The organism is Micromonospora sp. ZG13 (assembly GCF_059359355.1).
On sequence record NZ_JCADBQ010000008.1, the window covers coordinates 181,166 to 197,408 of the forward strand.

General features: G+C 72.8%; 12 protein-coding genes and 1 riboswitch. Of the genes, 7 read left to right on the forward strand and 5 right to left on the reverse strand.

Annotation, left to right across the window (positions count from 1 at the left end; all coding sequences use genetic code 11):
- Window positions 1–30 precede the first annotated feature (30 nt).
- Window positions 31–711 carry a TetR/AcrR family transcriptional regulator gene (locus AC5L34_RS18680; protein WP_441176344.1) on the reverse strand — a complete coding sequence of 227 codons (681 nt, stop codon included), beginning with the start codon at window positions 709–711 and terminating at the stop codon, window positions 31–33.
- A 151-nt stretch (window positions 712–862) separates the two neighbouring features.
- Here AC5L34_RS18680 and AC5L34_RS18685 point away from each other — a divergent pair, with 151 nt between their 5' ends.
- The 4 genes from AC5L34_RS18685 (at window position 863) to AC5L34_RS18700 (ending at window position 5,978) form a co-directional block, all read left to right on the forward strand.
- Window positions 863–1,759: an ABC transporter permease gene (locus tag AC5L34_RS18685; RefSeq protein ID WP_441176343.1), complete on the forward strand. Its 897-nt coding sequence runs from the start codon at window positions 863–865 to the stop codon at window positions 1,757–1,759.
- Complete coding sequence (locus tag AC5L34_RS18690; protein ID WP_441176342.1) at window positions 1,752–2,567, forward strand: ABC transporter ATP-binding protein; 816 nt, start codon at window positions 1,752–1,754, stop codon at window positions 2,565–2,567. Before AC5L34_RS18685 ends, AC5L34_RS18690 begins: the two co-directional genes overlap by 8 nt.
- Before the next feature lie 144 nt (window positions 2,568–2,711).
- Window positions 2,712–4,214, forward strand: coding sequence for a D-ribitol-5-phosphate cytidylyltransferase (locus tag AC5L34_RS18695; RefSeq protein WP_494826149.1), 1,503 nt, complete (start codon window positions 2,712–2,714; stop codon window positions 4,212–4,214).
- A 36-nt stretch (window positions 4,215–4,250) separates the two neighbouring features.
- Complete coding sequence (locus AC5L34_RS18700; protein ID WP_441176340.1) at window positions 4,251–5,978, forward strand: CDP-glycerol glycerophosphotransferase family protein; 1,728 nt, start codon at window positions 4,251–4,253, stop codon at window positions 5,976–5,978.
- Window positions 5,979–5,997: 19 nt separating this feature from the next.
- On the opposite strand, the gene AC5L34_RS18705 is transcribed toward AC5L34_RS18700, so the two are convergent.
- The 3 genes from AC5L34_RS18705 to AC5L34_RS18715 form a co-directional block, all read right to left on the reverse strand.
- Window positions 5,998–6,741, reverse strand: coding sequence for an alpha/beta fold hydrolase (locus AC5L34_RS18705; RefSeq protein ID WP_441176339.1), 744 nt, complete (start codon window positions 6,739–6,741; stop codon window positions 5,998–6,000).
- Between the two features lie 105 nt (window positions 6,742–6,846).
- Window positions 6,847–7,698: a C39 family peptidase gene (locus AC5L34_RS18710; protein ID WP_441176338.1), complete on the reverse strand. Its 852-nt coding sequence runs from the start codon at window positions 7,696–7,698 to the stop codon at window positions 6,847–6,849.
- Between the two features lie 230 nt (window positions 7,699–7,928).
- Window positions 7,929–8,069: riboswitch (cyclic di-AMP (ydaO/yuaA leader) on the reverse strand.
- Window positions 8,070–8,423: 354 nt separating this feature from the next.
- Window positions 8,424–9,653, reverse strand: a complete 1,230-nt coding sequence (locus tag AC5L34_RS18715; RefSeq protein ID WP_441176337.1) for an acyltransferase family protein — start codon at window positions 9,651–9,653, stop codon at window positions 8,424–8,426.
- A gap of 309 nt (window positions 9,654–9,962) precedes the next feature.
- Here AC5L34_RS18715 and AC5L34_RS18720 point away from each other — a divergent pair, with 309 nt between their 5' ends.
- The 3 genes from AC5L34_RS18720 (at window position 9,963) to AC5L34_RS18730 (ending at window position 13,544) form a co-directional block, all read left to right on the forward strand.
- Window positions 9,963–11,288 carry a polysaccharide pyruvyl transferase family protein gene (locus AC5L34_RS18720; RefSeq protein WP_441176336.1) on the forward strand — a complete coding sequence of 442 codons (1,326 nt, stop codon included), beginning with the start codon at window positions 9,963–9,965 and terminating at the stop codon, window positions 11,286–11,288.
- A 112-nt stretch (window positions 11,289–11,400) separates the two neighbouring features.
- Complete coding sequence (locus AC5L34_RS18725; protein WP_441176335.1) at window positions 11,401–12,036, forward strand: alpha-ketoglutarate-dependent dioxygenase AlkB; 636 nt, start codon at window positions 11,401–11,403, stop codon at window positions 12,034–12,036.
- Window positions 12,037–12,215: 179 nt separating this feature from the next.
- Complete coding sequence (locus AC5L34_RS18730; protein ID WP_441176334.1) at window positions 12,216–13,544, forward strand: uracil-xanthine permease family protein; 1,329 nt, start codon at window positions 12,216–12,218, stop codon at window positions 13,542–13,544.
- Between the two features lie 194 nt (window positions 13,545–13,738).
- Here the strand turns inward: AC5L34_RS18730 and AC5L34_RS18735 are convergent, their stop codons facing one another.
- Window positions 13,739–16,228 carry a DNA gyrase/topoisomerase IV subunit A gene (locus tag AC5L34_RS18735; RefSeq protein ID WP_441176333.1) on the reverse strand — a complete coding sequence of 830 codons (2,490 nt, stop codon included), beginning with the start codon at window positions 16,226–16,228 and terminating at the stop codon, window positions 13,739–13,741.
- Between the last annotated feature and the right edge of the window lie 15 nt (window positions 16,229–16,243).

Consider the following 16,243-nt stretch of genomic DNA (forward strand, 5'->3'; position numbering starts at 1 on the left):
AGATCGGGTCGAGACCGACGAGGTCAACGTTCACGCACCGGCCCGGTGGGGTTCAGAAGCGGTCAGGGACCGGGTGTCCCACACCGCCGGTTCGTCGAGGGACGGACCGGTACATGCTACCCGTAGGGCCGCGACGATCGCGGCGGCCATGCGGGCGATCTCCGGCGTGTCAAGAGGTGTCCGCGAAATCGCCAGCCGCCAGTAGACCGGCCCGACGATCAGATCCGCCGCGCCGCGCCGGTCGGCTCCCGCCGGCAGCTCGCCCCGCTCGACCGCCCGGCCGATGACGAGTTCGCCGACCCGGTCCTGGTAGCCGGTCAGCGTCCGCTGGAGGGTCTCGGCGATCTGCGGGTTGCGCGCCGCCTCGGCGAGCAGGTCCGGGATGATCTGCGAGGCCAGCGGGTGGCGTAGCGCACCGGCGGCGACGAGCAGCAGCAGCTCCACGTCGCCGTGCAGGCTGCCGGCGTCCACCATCGGCAGCTTGCGCCCGGCGACCGCGGAGACCATGTCCAGCACCAGCTCGAGCTTGGAGCGCCACCGGCGGTAGATCGCCGTCTTGCTGACCCCGGCCCGCCGGGCCACCGCCTCTATCGACAACCGCCCGTAGCCGACCTCCGCCAGCTCCTGGGTGACCGCGCGGCGGATGGCCGTGGTGATGTCGTCACGGAGCACCGCCGCACCGGCCGGCACCCGCCTCTTATCGGTCTTCACGTGCAACAATGTAGCGCAGCGACGGTACGGTTGCGTCCCGACGTGTTTTCCACTACGGTTCGCCCGGCGACGAGGCGGCGCTCCGCACCGGCCACGCTCTCCCGTCGTCGCGCACAACCCGTTGGCACGAAAGAGATCGGAGCGCCTAACCATGGCCAACACCACGGTGGCGGACCCGGATTCCGGGCTCACCGGGGCCCAGCTCGCCCAGCGCTACGGTCTCCGGTTCGCCGGCGAACGGCCGTCCCTGGGCGAATACGCGGGGCAGCTCTGGCACTACCGGCACTTCATCGCCGCGTACGCCAACGCCAAGCTGGTGGCGTCGTTCAGCAACGCCCGGCTGGGGCAGCTGTGGCAGGTGCTCACCCCGCTGACCAACGCGGCGGTCTACTACCTGATCTTCGGCGTGGTGCTGGAGCAGGACAGGACCCCGAACTTCATCGCCTACCTCTGCACCGGTCTGTTCATCTTCAACTTCACCCAGACCGCGGTGCAGAACGGCACGCAGTCGATCACCAGCAACCTGGGCCTGATCCGGGCCCTGCACTTCCCCCGGGCCTGCCTGCCGCTGGCCGTGACGATCACCCAGTTCCAGCAGCTGCTCGGCTCGATGGTGGTGCTCGTCCTCATCGTGCTGGTGACCGGCGAGCCGATCACCCTGGCCTGGCTGATGCTGCCGCCGGCGATCCTGCTCCAGACGGTCTTCAACGCCGGGCTGACCATGGCGATGGCCCGGTTGGGCTCGAAGCTGGCGGACCTCAAGCAGGTCATGCCCTTCGTCATGCGCGCCTGGATGTACGGCTCCGGGGTGCTCTACAGCGTGGACCTCTTCAGCGAGCAGCTGCCCTCCTGGGCCTCCAGGCTGGTCGAGCTCAACCCGGCGCTGGTCTACATCGAGCTGGCCCGGGTCTCGCTGCTGGAGAACACCCCGACGCTCAGCTCCTCCCTGCCCCAGCTCTGGGTGACGGCGCTGGGCTGGGCGATCGTGATGGGCGTCGGAGGTTTCATCTACTTCTGGCGAGGCGAACAGGAGTACGGCCGTGGTTGAGCACTTCGAGTCGTCCAACGACGTGACGGTGACGCTGCCCAAGGTGCGGGAGCGCATCCCCACCGTGGTGGTGGACGACGCACACGTCATCTACCGGATCCACAAGGGCGCCGGTGGGGGCGGCGGCCCGGTCGGCGCGCTCAAGCGGATCATGAGCCGCACCTCGGCGCCGAACATCCGGGAGGTGCACGCGGTCAAGGGGGTCAGCTTCACCGCGTACCGGGGCGAGGCGATCGGGCTGATCGGCAGCAACGGCTCCGGCAAGTCGACCATGCTGCGCGCCATCGCCGGCCTGCTGCCGGTCAACCGCGGCGCGGTCTACACGCAGGGGCAGCCCTCGCTGCTCGGGGTCAACGCGGCCCTGCTCAACGACCTCTCCGGCGAGCGCAACGTCGTGCTGGGCTGCCTGGCCATGGGCATGTCGCCCGAGGAGGTGCAGCGGCGGACCCCGGAGATCATCGACTTCTCCGGCATCAACCAGCGGGGCGACTTCGCCTCGCTGCCGATGCGCACCTACTCCTCCGGCATGGGGGCCCGGCTGCGGTTCTCCATCGCCGCGGCCAAGAAGCACGACGTGCTGCTCATCGACGAGGCCCTCGCCACCGGCGACAAGATCTTCCGCAAGCGCAGCGAGCGGCGGGTACGGGAGCTGCGGGAGGGCGCCGGCACGGTGTTCCTCGTCAGCCACCAGCTCTCCTCGATCCGGGACACCTGCGAGCGGACGATCTGGCTGGAATCGGGCGTCCTGCGCATGGACGGCCCGACCGACGAGGTCGTCCGGGAGTACGAGGCGTTCAGCGGCAAGTAGCGCCCCGGCGCACGTACGGCATCCGCCCGGTGCCGGCCGACCGCGTCGCCCCGTGGGGGCGGCGCGGTCCGCGCGTTAAGGTTCATCCGGTCGCCGCCCGGGCGGAACCTTCTGTTCACGCACCCTGAGAGTGAGGCTTCGGCAATGACGCAGGACCACACCGCTGGCCCGACCGCCGCACCGGAGAACCCGGTACCGTGGCGGCCCTCGCGGACGGTGGCGGTGGTGCTGGCCGGCGGCACCGGGACCCGGCTGGGCCTCGGCATCCCGAAGCAGCTGCTCAAGATCGCCGGTAAGCCGATCATCGAGCACACCCTGGCGGTCTTCGAGGCGGCGCCCGAGATCGACGAGATCGTCGTGCTGATGGCCACGGGGCACGTCGCCGACGCCCAGCAGATCGTCGACAAGGCCGGGTTCCGCAAGGTCACCAAGGTGATCGAGGGCGGCGACACCCGCAACGCCACCACCCGGATCGCGCTCGACGCCGTCGGCGAGGACGACTGCAACATCCTCTTCCACGACGCGGTGCGGCCCCTGGTGAGCGGCCGGATCGTCCGCGAGTGCGTGAACGCGCTCTGGACGTACTCGGCGGTCGACGTGGCGATCCCGTCGGCCGACACGATCGTCCAGGTCGACGAGGACGACTGCATCACCGACATCCCGGTGCGTTCCTCGCTGCGCCGGGGCCAGACGCCGCAGGCGTTCCGCTCGGGCACCATCCGCGAGGCCTACCGGCTCGCCGAGGGCGACCCGCACTTCGCCGCCACCGACGACTGCGGGGTGGTGCTGCGCTACCTGCCCGGCACGCCGATCAAGGTCATCGACGGCTCCGACGAGAACATCAAGGTCACCCACCCGGTCGACGTACATCTGGCGGACAAGCTGTTCCAGCTCGCCGCCGCGCAGGCGCCCCGGGTGACCGACGAGCGCAGCTACACCGAGGAGCTGACCGGCCGGACCATCGTGATCTTCGGCGGCAGCTACGGCATCGGCCACGACCTCGCCGAGCTGGCCCGCCGCTACGGCGCGCAGGTCTTCCCGTTCAGCCGCTCCAGCACCGGCACCCACGTCGAGCGCGCCGAGGACGTCGAGGCGGCGCTGAAGACCGCCTTCGAGGCCACCGGCCGGATCGACCACGTGGTGGTCACCGCCGGCATCCTGGAGAAGGGCGCCCTCGCCGAGATGGACCAGGAGACCATGGACCGGGTGCTCCAGGTCAACTTCGTGGGACCGGTCATCGTGGCCCGCCAGTCGCTGCCCTACCTCCAGCAGACCAAGGGTCAGCTGCTGCTCTACACCTCCAGCTCCTACACCCGGGGCCGGGCCCGCTACGCGCTCTACTCCTCCACCAAGGCGGCCCTGGTCAACCTCACGCAGGCGCTCTCCGACGAGTGGGCGGAGTTCGGCGTACGGGTCAACTGCGTCAACCCCGAGCGGACCGCGACCCCGATGCGCACCAAGGCGTTCGGCGAGGAGCCGGAGCACACCCTGCTCGCCGCCGAGACCGTCGCCCGGTCGTCGCTGGACGTGCTGATCTCGGACCTGACCGGTCAGGTCATCGACGTGCGTCGCGCCCCCGGCGAGGTGCCGGCCCAGCCGGGGCCCGCGCGGGCCGAGCGGGACGCGAGCCTCGCCGACGCCGGCTGACGGCGGATTCGGACCACGGCGGGAAACGGAGCCGACATGCGTGGTGACCTGGTTCGGAAGCTGCTCGCCCGCGCGCTGGCCACCGGCCTGGCGGTGCTGGCGTTCCTCGTCGTCGCGCTGACCGGCGCGACCGGCTGGGGGCTGGGGCTGGCCGTGGGCGCCCTCGCGGCGGCCGCCTGGGAGCGGCGGGTACGCCCGGGCGCCGACAACGCGGCGGAGACCGCGCTGGTCGCGGCGGCGATCCTGGTCGGCTACGCCCGCCGCCTCGACGCCGGCTTCGATCCCGCGCTGGCCGCGACCGCCCTGGTCCTGCTGGGGCTGGTGCTGCTGGTCAATCCGCTGCGGGACGCGGGCGGCCTGGAGGTGCGCGCCGCGAACCTGCCGGTGCGCTCCTGGACGCCGCTGGTCGCCGCCCGCCTCGGCGACGCCCTGTCGGGGCTGCTGGCCCTGCTGGCGCTGGCGGCCGTCGCGGGCCTGCCGGCCGGCGTCGCGCTGGCGGCCGTACTGCTGGTGGCCGCCGGCGCCGGGGCGGTCGGGCTGGACCTGGCCCGGCGCCGGTTCCGCCCGGGGGCCGGCGGTTCGGCGGTGTCCCGCGCGCTGCGCCGGCACCAGCCTGAGTTCCTGCTGCACTTCTCCGCGCCGCCGGGCTCGGAGTACCAGGTCACCATGTGGCTGCCGTACCTGGAGCGGATCGGCCGGCCGTTCCTGGTGATGGTGCGCGAGCCGGAGTTCCTGCCGTTGATCGCGGCGGCCACCAGCGCTCCCGTGGTCTACTGCCCCACCACCAGGGCGATGGACGAGGCGCTGGTGCCCAGCCTGCGGGTGGCCTTCTACGTCAACCACGGCGCGAAGAACAGCCACTGCATCCGCTTCACCCAGCTGACCCACGTCCAACTGCACCACGGCGACAGCGACAAGGCGCCCAGCGCCAACCCCGTCTCGGCGATCTTCGACCGGATCTTCGTCGCCGGCCAGGCCGCCATCGACCGGTACGCCCGCGCCGGGGTGGACATCCCGGCGGAGAAGTTCGTCGTCGTCGGCCGCCCGCAGGTCGAGTCGATCGAGGTACGCCCCGAGCCGGCGCACGGCCGGGCCGACCCGACCGTGCTCTACACGCCGACCTGGACCGGGCACAACGCGGACGCGAACTACTGCTCCCTGCCGGTGGCCGAGACGCTGCTGCGCCGGCTGCTCGACCGGGGCGCGACGGTGATCCTGCGGGCCCACCCGTACACCTCGCAGAACCCGGCGTCCGCCCGGCAGCTGGGCCGGCTCACCGAACTGCTGGCCGCCGACCGGGCGCGCAGCGGCCGGCAGCACGTCTTCGGCGCCGCCGCCAGCCGGGAGCTGACCCTGACCGAGTGCGTGAACCGCTCGGACGCGTTGATCTCCGACGTGTCCGGGGTGATCTCCGACTACCTCTACTCCGGCAAGCCGTACGCGGTGACCGACATGGTGGGCTCCGGCGACCGGTTCTGCGAGCAGTTCCCGCTCGCCGGATCGGGCTACGTGCTGCGGCGCGACATGTCCAACGCGGACGAGGTGCTGACCGCGCTGCTGGACACCGATCCGCTGGCCTCCGCCCGCTGGGTCACCCGGAGCCGCTACCTGGGCGACTTCCCCGCCGAGTCGTACGCCGAGGCGTTCCTGACGGCCGCGCGGCGGCAGCTCGACGAGGGCTGGAACCCGCCGGCCCCGCGTACCGCCGGCGGGCCCGGCCTGCCGGTCGACCCGGACGAGGCGACGCTCTCCCCCGCCACCTGACCCGCCCCGGCGGGGACGGTCAGCGGTACGGCTCGACGAGGTCCAGGACCGTCCCGGGGGCCTCCACGTGGGCGTTGTGCCCGAGGCCGGGCAGGGTGGCGACCGGCACGCCCAGCTCCTTGAGCTGAGCGTCGGTGACCATGGGGTCGTGCTCGCCACGGGCCAGCAGCACCGGCACGTCGGTCGCCGCCAGCAGCGCGGGCAGCTCCGGCTCGCCCACGTCGAACGCGGCGGGGTCCATCGCCAGCCGCCAGCGGCCGTCGACCTGCCGCAGCCCGGCCTCCACGACGGGATGGTCCGGTGCGAAGAGCCCGGTCAGGCCGGCCACCCGCAGGTAGCGGCGGGCCGCCTCGTCCCGGCTCGCGAACCAGGTCACCGGACGGGCCGCCAGCTCACCCGCCTTCGCCAGCTCGGCCGGCGACCAGACCGCCTTGATGCCGACGCCGACCACGGCCTCGACCGGAACCCCGGCGCCGCGGGCGGCGAGCGCCAGCCCGACCACCCCGCCGAGGGAGTGCCCCAGCACGACGAGCCGGTCGCCCGCCGTCAGCCCGGCGGCGATCCGCCCGGCCAGCCCCGCGAACGAGTACTCCGGCAGCGGCGGCGACCAGCCGTGGCCGGCGAGGTCCGGCGCCAGCCACCGTCCCGCCCAGCGACGCTCCAGCAGCGACGCGCAGGGCAGCCACACGTCGCCGGTCGCACCCATGCCGTGCAGCAGCAGAAGCACGCGCCGGCCGTCGCGGTCACCCGATTCATCGACCATGCCGCGCAGTCTGTCACCGACCGGGGCGCCGGGCGAGGGCCGTGACCCGGACACGACAGCGGGCGCCGGCCCCCGGGGTGGGGGGCCGACGCCCGTCGGGATCGCTCAGGCGGAGTAGCCGCGGGTGGCAGCCCAGTTCGCCAGGGCGATGGTGCTCATCCAGTACGACGCGGTCGCCGGGTTCGCCGAGTCGGCGATCTTCACGAGCCGTCCCTCGTCCTGGTAGCCGACCACGGCGATGTAGTGGCCGCCGGGGAACGAGTGCCAGCCGCCGTCGGTGTCCGTGGCGCTTCCCGCGACGTTCACCACGACGCCCCGCCCGTCACCGATGGCCGCGACGACGTCGGCCTGGAGCCGGTCCATCTGCGCCGGGGTGGCGGCGCCGCCGGGGATCATCCGGGTCCGGTACGGCTCGCCCTTCACCGTCGCGTTCAGCACGCGGGTGGTGTCCTGGGCCGAGTCGGTGCCCATCTGGTCGGTGCCCAGCTGGGCACCGAGGGCGTCCTGGCTGCGCGCGATGCCGGCGGCGCTGAGGGCGTGCCGGACGGCCGCCGGACCGCAGTTGTAGAACGTGGTCTGGGCCTGGTAGTCGTAGTCCAGGCTCTTCGCGGCCGGGGGCTTCGGCGGCTCCGGCTTGCGCGTCAGGTCCGGGTCCGGGGCGGTGCTGGTGGCGCTGGCCGAGGGGGCGGCGGTGGCGGTGGCGGTGGCCGGGGCCGCGCTGGACGGGGCCGTCGCGATCCGGGCCTGGCCGCGCGAGGCCGCGGTGTCCTCGCGTGGCTCGCTCGCGGCGACCGGGGCCTGCGCGGCGGCGGGGGCCTCGTCGGCTCCGGCCAGCAGCGCGCCCGTGCCCGACGCCAGCACGAGCGCCGCGGCGGACGCGGCGGCCAACTGGTACGAACGCTCGGACGTGAGGCGACGTAGCTGTCGCCTGAGGTGGTGCTTCACGATTTCCTCCACGGGCTCGGGGGGCGAGCGGCCGGCGGTCCGCGCCGAGGGCAGGGCGGACCGACCGCGCGGACGGGCGTCCGTGCGGGTCGTGGGCCACTCAGGGAATGCGCCCGGGATGCCGGGCGACGGACGGTGACCGGTCGGTCAGCTCGCGACCTGCGAAGGGGCGAGCGCGGGCACCGCGGCGCCGTGGAGACGGCGGAACAACCGAGGGGTGGGTGGGTGCTGCACGGGGATGGAACTCCTTCCGACGCCGCCGACCGGGTTAGCTGACGGATTCGGGCGGGAAGAACGCCCTACCACAGGCCTGCGGCCCACGGATTCACCCCACGAAGCACTGGGTCCCCGGCTCGTCGTTCACGATTAGGCGGGTCGGTGCGGCGTCGCCTCTGGACGATCGGGTACCGCACCGGACGCGCCGACATTACTGGCCGGTCCGCCCCCTGCCAACCCCACCCCACCTGCTTAAACCTTGATGGGGACGCAATTTTTGCGGGCACCTCACCACTGACGTGACTCAATGGGACGACCGTTTCTGCCGGCGCCCGAGGGTGACAACGGGACGAGTGGCGGGCATCGACCCCGAAACCCCGGCGGGAAACGACCCGGCCGCGCCCGATGACCGGTTCGGCGTCGCGGTGACCGGCGTCACGGAAACGGTCGGGCTTTCTCGACGGGTGGGATTCCGCCCCGGGGCGCTGGCCGCGCGGGCGGGTCGGCCCGCGCCGGGGCGGTCAGCGCGAGTCGACGTACGCCGCGGGGTGGTCGGCGGGCCGGGGACGCGGCACGGCGTCGCCCCGCTGCCCCGGCGGCGGCCCGGAGGCGCCGGGGTCCTTCCCGCCGTCGTCCCCGTCCCGCGGCGTCGGGCGGGCCGCCCTGCGCGGGGTGAGCAGCCGCATCATGGGCGTCTCGACGAAGCGGTGCAGCAGGGCGGCCAGGGCCAGGTTGACCAGCAGGAAGCCGAGCACCACCGCCAGCCCCCACCAGCCGGGGAACCCGACGCCCCAGTCGCCGGTGAACCGCAGGACGCTGATCATCACCAGGACGTGCACCAGGTAGAAGGCGAAGGAGACCTCGCCGAGCCAGACCATCGGGCGGGACCGCCACGGCGAGCGCCGCCCGCGCACGTCGGCGTCCGCCGCCGCCGCGATGACCAGGATGTACGCCACCGAGAGCAGCGCCGCCCACAGTTCGGCACGGACCCACTGCGCCGCGAGCACCCAGGTCGCCACGAAGACCAGGCTGGCCACCGGCAGGCCCGGGCCCCGCCACCGGCCGCGCCGCATCAGCTCGGCGGCGGCCACGCCCATCCAGAACTCCAGCGACCGCACCGGCGGGAAGACCTGCGTGAACCACCAGCGGCTCTCCTCCGGCACCAGGGACTGGGCCGGCCAGAGCGCCAGGATCAGCAGCGGCACCGCGACCACGACGGCCCACAGCGCCCACGGCCGGGCCCGGCGGATGAACGGCAGGGCCAACGGCAGGCAGAGGTAGAAGAAGAACTCGCAGGACAGCGACCAGCTGACCGTGTTGATGCTGTAGAAGTGGCCCGGCCGGGGGTCCCAAGCCTGGAGGAGGAAGAGGTTCTCCACCGCGACGACCCGGTCCACGGGGTCGGCGAACCAGGCCGCGACCGCCAGGGCCGCCACCCACAGCACCACGTGGCTCGGCCAGATCTTGGCCACCCGGCGGCGCCAGAACGCCCGGCGGGTGTCGCTGGGCCGGGCCGACCAGACCAGCACGAAGCCGCTGAGGATGAAGAAGAACTGCACGCCGGAGAGGCCGAGGGCGAAGGCCCAGTCCACGACGGCCTTGTGGCCGGGCTCGGCGATGATGCCCATCGTCGCGACGTGGAAACCGAAGACGAGCAGGGCGGCGACCCAGCGCAGCCCGGTCAGCGACGGCAGGCGGCTGGCCGGGGACGCGGGCCGGACGGCCGGCGCGTCGGTCGCGGTCCCCGTCATGCCGGCATCCCGAAGATCCCCAGGGTCACCAGCACGTACGTCTCCTCCTCGGCCCCGTCGGGCACCTGCGCGGGGCCCGTCGGCGGCCCACCGGTCGGCGCCGCCCCGCCGGGCACCCTACCCGGCGCCCCTGAGACTCTTTTCCGTCCCGTCCGTGAGTGTCCGTTCCGTCCCACCAGGCGGCGCGCGTTCCTCCCGCCCCTCGGTGACCGTTGCGTCCCGAACCGTGACGGGCGGCGACAGCCTCCGGATCCGCGCCGACCGGTGGCTAGTATTCCGGGACCCGGAGGCCACGAGAGGCGGGGACGGATGCACCAGCGGATCCTGATGCGGGCGAAGAAGGGCCCCTTCGACGTCTACTCCCCGGAGGAGACGCACGAACGGAACTGGATCGGCGACAACAACGGCAACCTGGTCTTCAGCCACGCCGCCCACAAGCTCCTGCGTACCGCCACCGCCGAGATCACCTCGACGGAGTTCAGGATCGACCCGCGCGACGCGGACATGATCAACGAGCGGTACGACGTCTACGTGGTGCCGCTCGCCAACGCCTTCCGGCGCAGCTACGCCCACCGCGTCGAGGTCATGACGAAGCTCATCGAGCAGCTCAAGATCCCGGTGGTGGTGCTCGGGGTGGGCGTGCAGACCGACATCCACGGCGACCGGGAGTACCTGCGCCCGATCGACGACGTCGTGACCCGCTTCGTACGGGCCGTCCTCGACCGCTCGCACAGCATCGGCGTACGGGGCGAGATCACCCGGGACTACCTGCGCACCCTGGGCTTCTCGGCCGTCGACGTGATCGGCTGCCCCTCGATGTTCCTGCACGGCGACGGCCTGCGGGTGGAGAAGCGCAAGGCCGCGCTGGCTCCGGAGGACCGGCTCGCGCTCACCGTCTCGCCCTACGTCACGTCGATGGCGGAGATCATCGCCCGTCATCACGCGCGGTACCCGAACCTGCGCTACCTGCCGCAGGACCTCAAGACGCTCGGCACGCTGCTCTACGGCGACGCCCCCGCCGACCGCGGCCGGTCCAGCAAGATCCCGATCCACACCTCGCACCCGCTGTTCACCGAGGACAAGGTGCGGATGTTCGTCGACCCCTGGACCTGGATGGACTACCTCTCCGGGTTCGAGTTCGCGTTCGGCACCCGGATCCACGGCACCATCACCGCGCTGGTCTCCGGCACGCCCGGCTACCTCTTCGCCCACGACTCGCGCACCCTGGAACTCGCCCGGTACTTCGACATCCCGCACCGGGTGATGACGGAGGTGCCGGTCGACGTCGACGCCGCCCAACTCTACGAGGAGGCGGACTACACGGCGCTCAACGCGGGCCACCGGTCGCGCTACGAGACCATGCTCGCCTTCCTGGCCAGGCACGACCTGGGCAACGCCTTCGCCGACGGCGACAGCGCGGCCCGGTTCGACGCGCAGGTGCGCTCCACCGCCTTCCCGCCGGCCGTACGCCCCGCCGCCGCGACCGCCACCGACGCGTTGCTGGAGCGGATCCAGTGGCTGCGCGACCGCAACGCCGCACTGCGCAAGGAGACCGAGACCCTGCGCGGGCAACGGCTCCAGACCCGGGTGAAGCAGGTGATCGGCGGCCGGGTACGCCGGATACTGAACCGCTGAGCCCCGCACCACTGCGGAGGGGCTGCGGGGCGGTCGGCGGTCCGCGTGGTGGCCAGCGGGCCGCCGGCCGGCATCCGTACACCTGTACCAACACGGCGGGTACGCTGGGCGGATGACCGGGGCCACCTACCAGCCGTCGATGCTCGACCTCACCGCCGCCGGACCGTCGCTGGCCCCGCTGGCCGGCCGGCTGCGCCGGCACCCGCTCAGCCACGGCGCGTGGGTCGACCACCTCCCCGGCTGGGTCACCGGCTCCGACGAGGTCTTCGACGTCCTGCTGCGCGACGTCCCCTGGCGCGCCGAGCGCCGCACGATGTACGACGCCGAGGTCGACGTGCCCCGGCTGCTCTGCTGGTACGCCGGGCACCGACCGCTGCCGCACCCGCTGCTGACCGAGGCGCGCGCCGCCCTCACCCGGCACTACACGCCCGAACTCGGCGAGCCCTTCGTCACCGCCGGCATGTGCCTATACCGCTCCGGCCGGGACAGCGTCGCCTGGCACGGCGACACCCAGGGCCGTTCCGCGCACACCGACACGATGGTCGCCATCGTCTCGTTCGGCTCGCCCCGGCCGCTGCTGCTGCGGCCCCGCGGCGGCGGCGACAGCCTGCGCTTCCCACTCGGCCACGGGGACCTCGTGGTGATGGGCGGCTCCTGCCAGCGCACCTGGGAGCACGCCGTGCCCAAGACCTCCCGGCCCGTCGGGCCCCGCGTCAGCGTCCAGTTCCGCCCAGCCGGCGTCGCCTGACCCGCCCACCGGGGCGGCAACCGGCCGTGAGCCGGAGCGGCTTCGGCCCGGGCCGCTGTTAGGGACCTGCGGCCGGCGGAACCCGCCCGGCACGCAGGGCCGCGCCGGGCCTCTGCTAGAAACGACTCCTGGGTTTCACCTGCGCCCCCGTCACCTCTTCACGACGCGAAGGGCGTTCCATGACCCAGTCCTCCACCGAGCCGCGCTCCCGTTGGTCCGCGTGGGCGGTCCACGGCGACGGCCGGTCCATCCGCCCCGGCGACGTGGTCCACCCCGGCGAACGCCTCTCCTGGCCGCGTACCCTCGGCGTCGGTGTGCAGCACGTCGTGGCGATGTTCGGCGCCACCTTCACGGTGCCGCTGATCACCGGCTTCCCACCCGCCACCACGCTCTTCTTCTCCGGGGTCGGCACGCTGCTGTTCCTGCTGATCACCGGCAACCGGCTGCCCTCGTACCTCGGCTCGTCCTTCGCCTTCATCGCGCCGGTGCTGGCGGCGAAGGCCGGCGGGGACATCGGCCCGGCGCTCGGCGGCATCGTCGTCGCCGGCGTGGCGCTGGCCGTCGTCGGGCTGGTCGTCCAGCTCGCCGGGTCCCGCTGGATCGACGCGCTGATGCCACCCGTGGTCACCGGGGCGATCGTCGCGCTGATCGGCCTGAACCTCGCCCCGGTGGCCTGGGACGGCGACGGCAGCGGCACCGGCGTGAAGGCGCAGCCGCTGATCGCGGTGGTGACCCTGGCCGCGATCCTGCTCGCCACGGTGGCGTTCCGGGGCTTCCTGGCCCGGCTGTCCATCCTGCTCGGGGTGGGGGTCGGCTGGGCCCTCGCTGCCGCGCTCGGCGACCTGGATCCGAAGGCGGTCGACGGGCTGCGCGACGCCGCCTGGGTCGGCCTGCCCGAGTTCCACGCGCCGAGCTTCAGCCTGCGCGCGGTCGTGCTGGTGATCCCGGTGATCCTGGTGCTGATCGCCGAGAACGCCGGGCACGTCAAGGCGGTCGCCGCGATGACCGGCCGCAACCTGGACCGGGACATGGGCCGGGCGTTCATGGGCGACGGGTTGGCCACGATGCTCGCCGGCTCCGGCGGCGGCTCCGGCACCACCACCTACGCGGAGAACATCGGCGTGATGGCGGCGACGCGGGTCTACTCCACCGCCGCGTACTGGATCGCCGGCCTGACGGCGGTCCTGCTGGGGCTGAGCCCGAAGTTCGGGGCGCTGATCCTCACCGTGCCGGCCGGCGTGCTCGGCGGCGCCACCACCGCCCTGTACGGCCTGATCGCCGTCCTCGGCGCGCGGATCTGGATCGAGAGCCGGGTGGACTTCCACGACCCGGTGAACCTCATGACCGCCGCCGTCGCGGTGATCGTCGGCGCGGCCAACTACACCCTCACCGCCGGCGACCTCTCGTTCAACGGCATCGCCCTGGGCACCGCCGCCGCCCTGATCGTCTACCACGGTATGCGCCTGGTCGCCCACCTGCGCGGCACCACCCCCACCCCGGCACCCTGACCCCACCCTGTGACCCTGCCCCCGCCCGGCCCCGGCCCCTGCTTCGTCGATCATGACGTTGACCGACGCGAACCTGACATTTCACACCGCTAACCTCATGATCAACGGGCAGAGGGCGGGGCAGGGGCGGGGGCCGGGTGGGTAGGGACGGAAGGGGGCCGACTGCAGTGCAGCCGGCCCCCTTCCGTGGGCGGTCAGTCGCGGTCGATCTGGTGGCCGATGACCGTGGGGCCCAGCATCACGGCGAAGCCGGAGCCGTCGCGGCGCGGGTCCGCCGCCGGCAGTTCCACCGGCTCGCCGGTCGCCGTGGCGCCGACCGGCCGGGGCCCGACCCAGGCGACGGCCACGTCCGTCTCACCCTTGAGGAAGCGATGGGCGCGCACGCCGCCGGTCGCCCGCCCCTTCGCCGGGTACGCCTCGAACGGCGTGACCTTCACCGTGGCGCCCGTGGAGGTGACCACCATCGGCTCGCCGTGACCCGGGTCGTCGGTGCGTACGGCGCCGAAGAACACCACGCGGGCACCGGCGGGCAGGTTGATGCCCGACATGCCGCCGCCCTTGATCCCCTGCGGCCGGACGAGTCCGGCGGCGAAGCGCAGCAGCGACGCCTCCGAGGTGACGAAGGTCAGCGTCTCCGCGCCGTCGGTGAGCCAGGTCGCCCCGACCACCTCGTCGCCCTCCCGCAGGCCGATCACCTCGAACTCGTCGGAGCGTACGGGCCACTCCGGCGCGCAGACCTTGACCACGCCCTGCCGGGTGCCCAGGGCCAGGCCCGGGGATCCCTCTGCCGTGGACCCCAGCGGTGCCAGCCCGACCACGGTCTCCCCCGGCTCCAGCGGCACCACCTCGGCGGCGGCCATCCCGCCGCGCAGTGAGACCGTCCCCGCCTGTTCGGGCAGGACCGGCAGCGGCAACACGTCGACCTTGAACGCCCGGCCGGCGCTGGTCACCAGCAGCACCCGCCCCCGGGCGGTGGAGTGCACGACGGCGCGTACGGCATCGTGCTTGACCCGGCCGTGCCGCCGGCGGCCCTCGGACGCCTCCTCCGACTCGGCCGCCGTCCGGGCGACCAGCCCGGTAGCGGAGAGGATCACCTGGCAGGGGTCGTCGGCCACCTCGAGCGGGCCGGCCGGCGCGGACGCGGCCAGCACCTCCTTGAGGTCGCCGTCGACGAGCGTGGTGCGCCGCGGGGCACCGAACTGCTTGACCACCGCCGCCAGCTCGTCGGAGACGACCTTCTTCAGCACCTTCGGGTCGTCGAGGATGGTGGAGAGCTCGGCGATCTCCTTGCGGAGCTTCTCCTGCTCGGCCTCCAGCTCGATGCGGTCGTACTTGGTCAGCCGGCGCAGCGGAGTGTCCAGGATGTAGGTGGCCTGGATCTCGGAGAGCCGGAACTTCTGCATCAGGCCGTCCTTGGCGGCCTGGGCGTCCTCGCTGGCCCGGATGAGCTTGACCACCTTGTCGATGTCGAGCAGGGCGATCAGCAGGCCGTCGACCAGGTGCAGCCGCTCCTCGCGCTTGCGGCGGCGGTAGGAGCTGCGCCGGGTCACCACCTCGTAGCGGTGGGCCAGGAAGACCTCCAGCAGCGCCTTCAGCCCGAGGGTCTGCGGCTGCCCGTCGACCAGCACCAGGTTGTTGACGCCGAACGACTGCTCCAGCGGGGTGAGCCGGTAGAGGTCGGCGAGCAGCGCCTGCGGGTTGACGCCGACCTTGCACTCGACCACGAGGCGGGTGCCGCTCTCCCGGTCGGTGAGGTCCTTGACGTCGGCGATGCCGGTGAGCCGCTTGGTCTTGTTGACCTCGTTGGTGATGGCCGCGATGACCTTCTCCGCGCCGATGCCGTACGGCAGCTCCACAACGGTGATGGCCTGCCGGCCCCGGCTGCCCTCCAGCGGACCGATCTCGACCTTGCCCCGCATCCGGACGACCCCGCGCCCGGTCTCGTAGGCCCGCCGCACCTCGTCGAGCCCGAGCAGCAGGCCACCGGTGGGCAGGTCCGGACCGGGGACGAACTCCATCAGCTTGTCGAGCGTGGCGTCCGGGTGGTTGATCAGCCACCGGGCGGCGGAGACGACCTCGCCGAGGTTGTGCGGGATCATGTTGGTCGCCATGCCGACCGCGATGCCCGAGGCGCCGTTGACCAGCAGGTTGGGGAACGCGGCGGGCAGCACCGTGGGCTGGGTCAGCGAGCCGTCGTAGTTGGGCTCGACGTCGACCGTGTCCTCGCCGAGCTCGCCGACGAGCAGCATCGCCTCCCGGGACATCCGCGCCTCGGTGTATCTCGAGGCCGCCGGCCCGTCGTCCGGGCTGCCGAAGTTGCCGTGCCCGTCGATGAGGGGGGCGTTGAGCGAGAAGTCCTGGGCCAGGCGGACCATCGCGTCGTAGATGGCTGTGTCGCCGTGCGGGTGGTACTTGCCCATCACGTCGCCGACGATGCGGGCGGACTTGACGTGCCCCCGGTCGGGGCGGTGCCCCTGCTCGTACATGGACCAGAGGATGCGCCGGTGCACCGGCTTGAGGCCGTCGCGGGCGTCGGGCAGGGCCCGGGAATGGATCACCGAGAAGGCGTACTCCAGGTAGGAGTCGGAGACCTCGGTGACCAGCGGGTTGTCGAAGACCCGCGCGCCGGCCTGGTCGAAGGCGGACAGGTCCGCCTTGGCGCGGTCGTCCTTACGGCGTGCCATCGTTCAGCTTCCCTC